We start from the raw sequence: 5596 nt of genomic DNA, 5'->3' as shown, positions 1-5596 counted from the left end.
GGCGGGCGCTTTCATCAAGCGCCTGCCACTCACCGCTCGCCTTATCCCACACACCACCTTCTCGACCATCAGGGGTCAGGTAATAAAAGCCGATTCGGCCAATGCGCAAATAGTCCACTTCACGCGGATTACCTTCTGCTAATTGCAAACGACCACGCCAGCTATCCACTTCACGGCCATACGCTAACTCGGCACGCCAAGCTTCCAGCAAATTGGCAATCCGCGCCGCACTCTCTGACGGTTGCTGCTCAGCGGGTTGAACACGCGCTAAACGCTCGGTTTTCAGAAACGGCAGGTCAGACTCGATCCAACTGATTAGCTGCTCTGTCATGTCCTGCTCAACAGCAGGCAGCGCGGCGCGCGTGTCGCTTAACGTATCGAGCGCCTGGCCAAGGCGCTGCTGGCGCTCAGTTTCACTGGCCAGACGGCCACTTAAAGCAGCATTGGATGCTTCCATCTGGCGGGTTTCCCGCTCTAGGCGGCGCAGCTCTTCAATCGCTGAACGCGTAGCGTCATCAGCCTCATCAATTTGCTGCTGAAGTGCGGACTGCGCTTGCTGGGCCTCGACACTCTGGGCCGCTTGATCGACTGTCTCATCACTTGCCATTAGCGTACCGCTGACCAGCACTCCGGCAAGCCAGCCTCCATGCAAGGCAAAGAAAGGCCTTTTCAGCACGTTACGTCTCCGTTACTGATTAGCACGTCGCCATTAACGGCGCGCTAGAAACTCATTAGGTATAATGAACGATTTGCGTTTCGTTTAAGCAGTGCATAGCCTAACACTAATAGAATAAATGACAATATTAATCATTAGCATTCAATGGTGTTTCGCTGCTGACCGTCACTCCACCATAAAAAAAAGGGCGCCAAGTGGCGCCCTTCAGTAAAAACACAGGAAAAGCGTTTCTAAGCAGCAACCACAACATGCTGCTTGGTCAACGGCGCCAACGGCAGCTTTAATGCCTCTTCGCGGGTTACCCAAGTCGTTTCAGCAATCTCTGCCCCAGCATGGACAGGCTGATCAATCATCAGACTGAACAACTGCGCTTCAATAACTGTATCAGGCTCATTGGCTGCTAAAGCACGCTGCATGCCCAAAGGAAGTAGCTGATCACCTGTTATACGTAAGCCAATTTCTTCCTCTAACTCACGGCAGAGTGCCGCTATGGCTTCCTCTCCCAGCTCGATTTTACCGCCTGGCTGCATAAAAAAGCGCGTGCCCTGCTTGCGCACTAATAGCAAGCGCCCTGAAGAGTCGCTCACTACTGCCGCTGCTATTTTTAGCAAATTCTGCGCCTTATCAGTATTGCCTGGCACTGCTCCCTCCTTGCCTCATCAAGCTATCAACGACGTTGCAAAGCCGCCAACGATAAGCTTAAAACGCCCAGTCGTCGTCTTCGGTGGCAACAGCCTTACCAATCACATAGGAAGAACCAGAACCGGAGAAGAAGTCGTGGTTTTCATCCGCACTCGGCGAAAGCGCGGCCATAATGGTTGGGTCGACGTCGGTGACGCTGCTGGGGAACAACGGTTCAAACCCGAGGTTCATCAGCGCCTTGTTGGCGTTGTAGTGAAGGAATTTCTTCACGTCTTCCGTTAAGCCCACCTCATCATAGAGCGATTCGGTGTAGCGCACTTCGTTGTCGTAAAGTTCTAGCAGCAGCTCATAAGCGTAGTCTTTCACTTCTTGCTGGCGCTCGGGCGTGGCTTCTGCCAGCGCTTGCTGGAACTTGTAGCCAATGTAGTAGCCGTGCACGGCTTCATCGCGAATGATCAAACGAATCAGATCAGCCGTGTTAGTCAGCTTGGCGTGGCTCGACCAGTACATCGGCAGGTAGAACCCGGAATAGAACAGAAATGACTCAAGGAAGACGCTAGCCACTTTACGCATTAACGGATCGTCGGAGCGGTAACGCTCAAGAATCAATTCAGACTTCGCCTGCAGCGTCGGGTTTTCTTCACTCCAGCGAAACGCATCATCTACATCCCGCGTCGCGCACAGTGTTGAGAAAATCGAGCTGTAAGAGCGCGCATGCACCGACTCCATAAAGGCGATATTGGTGTAAACCGCCTCTTCATGGGGTGTGCGTGCATCTTCCATTAATACCGGCGCTCCCACGCTGCTCTGGATTGTATCGAGCAGCGTCAGGCCAGTGAACACACGAATCGTCAGCTGTTTTTCCTGCTGTGTCAGGGTGTTCCACGATTGAATATCGTTGGAGAGCGGCACTTTTTCTGGCAGCCAGAAATTGCTGGTCAGGCGGTTCCACACTTCCAGGTCTTTATCGTCCTGAAGGCGGTTCCAGTTGATCGCATCGACCCGCGATAAGCGTTGCATAGTGGTCATCAGAATTCTCTCACCAACATGATCTAATAAAAGCGATATACGATTACAGCGAGCAGGAGACGCAGCCTTCTACTTCCGTACCTTCAAGCGCGCTCTGGCGTAAACGGATGTAGTAAAGCGTCTTGATGCCCTTACGCCACGCGTAAATTTGCGCTTTGTTGATATCCCGCGTGGTGGCGGTATCAGGGAAGAACAGCGTCAACGACAGCCCCTGATCAACGTGTTTAGACGCTTCAGCATAGGTATCGATAATTTTCTCAGGGCCAATTTCATAGGCATCCTGGAAATAATCGAAGTTCGCCTCATTCAAGAATGGCGCTGGATAGTAAACACGCCCCAGCTTGCCTTCTTTACGGATCTCAATTCTCGCTGCCACCGGGTGAATACTCGAGGTGGAGTGGTTGATATATGAGATAGAACCCGTTGGCGGCACCGCCTGCAGGTTACGGTTATACAGCCCGTGCGCCATTACCGATGCCTTTAGCGCCTGCCACTCTTCCTGGGTAGGTAGTGCAATACCGCTACGCTCGAACAAATGACGCACTTTCTCAGTTTTCGGCAACCACGCTTGATCGGTGTACTTATCAAAGAAAGCGCCCGATGCGTAGGTGGAGTCTTCAAACCCTGCAAAGGCTTCGCCGTGTTCGATCGCCAGCTGGTTAGACGCACGAATCGCATGGAATGCCACACAGTAGAAGTAGAGATTGGTAAAGTCCAAGCCCTCTTCCGAACCATAATAAATGTGTTCGCGCGCCAGGAAACCGTGCAGGTTCATTTGCCCGAGGCCAATGGCGCGAGACTTGGCGTTACCTTCAGCAATGGAAGGTACACTGCGCAGGTTGCTCATCTCAGAAACCGCGGTCAAACCACGAATGGCAATCTCAACGCTGGTGCCAATATCGCCTGAGTCCATCACTTTAGCGATGTTCATCGAACCAAGGTTACAGGAGATGTCCTGACCGACCTGACGATAACCAAGATCGTCATCGTATTCGGTGGGCGTATTCACCTGGAGAATTTCAGAGCAAAGGTTGCTCATATTGATACGACCGGCAATCGGGTTCGCACGGTTAACCGTATCTTCAAACATGATGTACGGATAGCCCGATTCGAACTGTAGCTCGGCCAGGGTTTGGAAGAATGCACGTGCATTGATCTTGTGCTTACGAATACGCGCATCCGCGACCATTTCATGGTACTTCTCGGTCACGCTGATATCCCCAAACGGCACGCCATAAACCCGCTCAACATCGTAGGGCGAGAACAGGTACATATCGTCGTTGCGCTTGGCCAGCTCAAAGGTAATGTCCGGAATCGTTACGCCCAGCGACAGCGTTTTAATGCGGATTTTTTCATCGGCATTTTCACGTTTAGTGTCGAGAAAACTCAGAATATCCGGGTGGTGAGCATTTAAATAAACCGCACCTGCGCCCTGGCGCGCACCTAACTGATTAGCGTAGGAGAAGGCATCTTCCAGCAGTTTCATAATCGGGATAATACCCGAGGACTGGTTCTCGATACGCTTAATGGGTGCGCCGGACTCGCGGATATTAGTCAACAAGAAGGCAACACCGCCGCCGCGCTTAGAGAGCTGCAACGCGGAGTTAATCGAGCGACCAATCGACTCCATGTTGTCTTCAATACGCAGCAGGAAGCAGGAAACCAGCTCACCGCGCTGCTGTTTACCACAGTTCAGGAAAGTCGGCGTAGCTGGCTGAAAACGGCCGCTAATAACTTCATCAACCAGTGACTTAGCCAATGCCTCATCGCCACGCGCCAGCGTCAACGCCACCATGCAGACACGGTCTTCATAGCGCTCAAGGTAACGCTTACCGTCGAACGTTTTCAGCGTGTAGCTGGTGTAATACTTGAAAGCGCCCAAGAAGCTCGGAAAACGGAATTTATAGGCGTATGCCTGCTCAAACAGCGCCTTAATAAAGGCAAAGCTGTACTGGGCCAGCATTTCTGCCTCGTAGTACTGCTCTTCCACTAGGTAATCGAGCTTCTCTTCCAACGAGTGGAAGAACACGGTGTTTTGATTAACGTGCTGCAGGAAATACTGGCGGGCGGCTTCGCGATCTTTATCGAGCTGCAATTCACCGTTGGCACCGTATAGATTCAACATCGCGTTCAGCGCATGGTAATCCAGGGTACGCGCCTCGGACACCCCCGCAGTAGGCCGTTTTGTTTCTGCCGAGTTTTTTGTAGCGCCATTGTTAGCGGCTACGTTGCTAGAGACTGAGCTTGACGTTTCCAAAACTCTTCTACTCCTTTGCGGACCTTGGCGACATCGTCGTCAGTGCCAAACAGTTCAAATCGATAAAGCAGCGGCACTTGGCACTTTTGAGCAATAATTCGCCCTGCCAATCCGTATGCCTCACCAAAATTCGTATTACCAGCGGCAATAACACCTCTAAGGAGGTGCCGATTGTGCTCATCATTTAAAAATCGAATCACCTGCCCCGGCACTGCCCCTTCGGCATAGCCGCCACCATAGGTAGGTGTCACTAATATGTAGGGCTGCTCTACGCGTGGCGTTGGTTCTTCACGGTTTAGTGGCAGCCGCTGGGCGCTTAAGCCAAGCTTTTGTATAAAACGGTGGGTATTGCCTGACTTAGTTGAAAAATAAACTAACGAACGATTACGCCCAGCTTTCACATCAGCGTTTTGCATAGCGACGTTTTACGCTAGTGCTTGAATGCGGTCAGGACGAAAACCAGACCAATGATCCTCACCCGCAACCACGACGGGTAACTGACGATAACCCAGCGCTTCCACTTCCTCCTGGGCACCGCTTTCAGCAGTGATATCGATAACGGTATATTCTAGGCCCTGCTTATCCAGTGCACGGTAGGTAGCAGTGCATTGAACACAAGCAGGCTTGCTATAAATTTGGATATCCATGGCTATTTTTTCCTTTTCATAGCGGTGTTTTTCGGGTAGAGCACATCTTGTGCTCGCCCTCTCTGGAAGACACAACGCATACTATATATAGACCATGAGAAAATCAACTCAAGCATATATGGTATTTTTTCATCCACAGGTTATTGACAGCTCGCACCCAATATCATACCCAGCAGCCTCTCAATAGCCGCCTAAAACGCGCTTCCCCGAACCACCCCAGGCACGCTCTCAATAGCCCTCATTAGGGTCATCACAAGAGCTATTTCAGAAACAGCTAAACCTTCTCCCAAAAACAAAAAAAACCGCTTCCCAATGGAAGCGGTTTTTTTTCCAAGGCGCCAACTA

6 protein-coding genes are annotated in these 5596 nt (G+C 51.4%); all 6 read right to left on the bottom strand.

Features of this window, described 5'->3' with window-relative positions:
• Positions 1–676: DUF3450 family protein (locus INT22_RS05355; protein WP_319022043.1), on the bottom strand; the 676-nt coding region annotated here is incomplete at its 3' end.
• A gap of 230 nt (positions 677–906) precedes the next feature.
• A complete protein-coding gene (locus tag INT22_RS05350) occupies positions 907–1317 on the bottom strand; it encodes an NUDIX hydrolase (protein ID WP_193061340.1) in 411 nt (136 codons plus the stop codon).
• Positions 1318–1375: 58 nt separating this feature from the next.
• The gene (nrdF, locus tag INT22_RS05345; RefSeq protein WP_038485235.1) at positions 1376–2347 is read right to left on the bottom strand and encodes a class 1b ribonucleoside-diphosphate reductase subunit beta; all 972 of its coding nucleotides are present in this window, start codon (positions 2345–2347) and stop codon (positions 1376–1378) included.
• Positions 2348–2390: 43 nt separating this feature from the next.
• Positions 2391–4514 carry a class 1b ribonucleoside-diphosphate reductase subunit alpha gene (nrdE, locus tag INT22_RS05340; protein WP_193061387.1) on the bottom strand — a complete coding sequence of 708 codons (2124 nt, stop codon included), beginning with the start codon at positions 4512–4514 and terminating at the stop codon, positions 2391–2393.
• A 56-nt stretch (positions 4515–4570) separates the two neighbouring features.
• Positions 4571–5020 carry a class Ib ribonucleoside-diphosphate reductase assembly flavoprotein NrdI gene (gene nrdI / locus INT22_RS05335; RefSeq protein ID WP_193061339.1) on the bottom strand — a complete coding sequence of 150 codons (450 nt, stop codon included), beginning with the start codon at positions 5018–5020 and terminating at the stop codon, positions 4571–4573.
• A gap of 9 nt (positions 5021–5029) precedes the next feature.
• On the bottom strand, positions 5030–5251 hold the full coding sequence (gene nrdH, locus INT22_RS05330) for a glutaredoxin-like protein NrdH (protein WP_009722061.1): 222 nt from the start codon (positions 5249–5251) through the stop codon (positions 5030–5032).
• Positions 5252–5596: the final 345 nt, after the last annotated feature.

The sequence above is a fragment of the Halomonas sp. 3D7M genome (assembly GCF_014897885.1).
Lineage (GTDB): Bacteria > Pseudomonadota > Gammaproteobacteria > Pseudomonadales > Halomonadaceae > Vreelandella.
The sequence above is the reverse complement of the archived record's forward strand: the minus strand, read 5'-3'. Positions and strand labels throughout refer to the sequence as shown.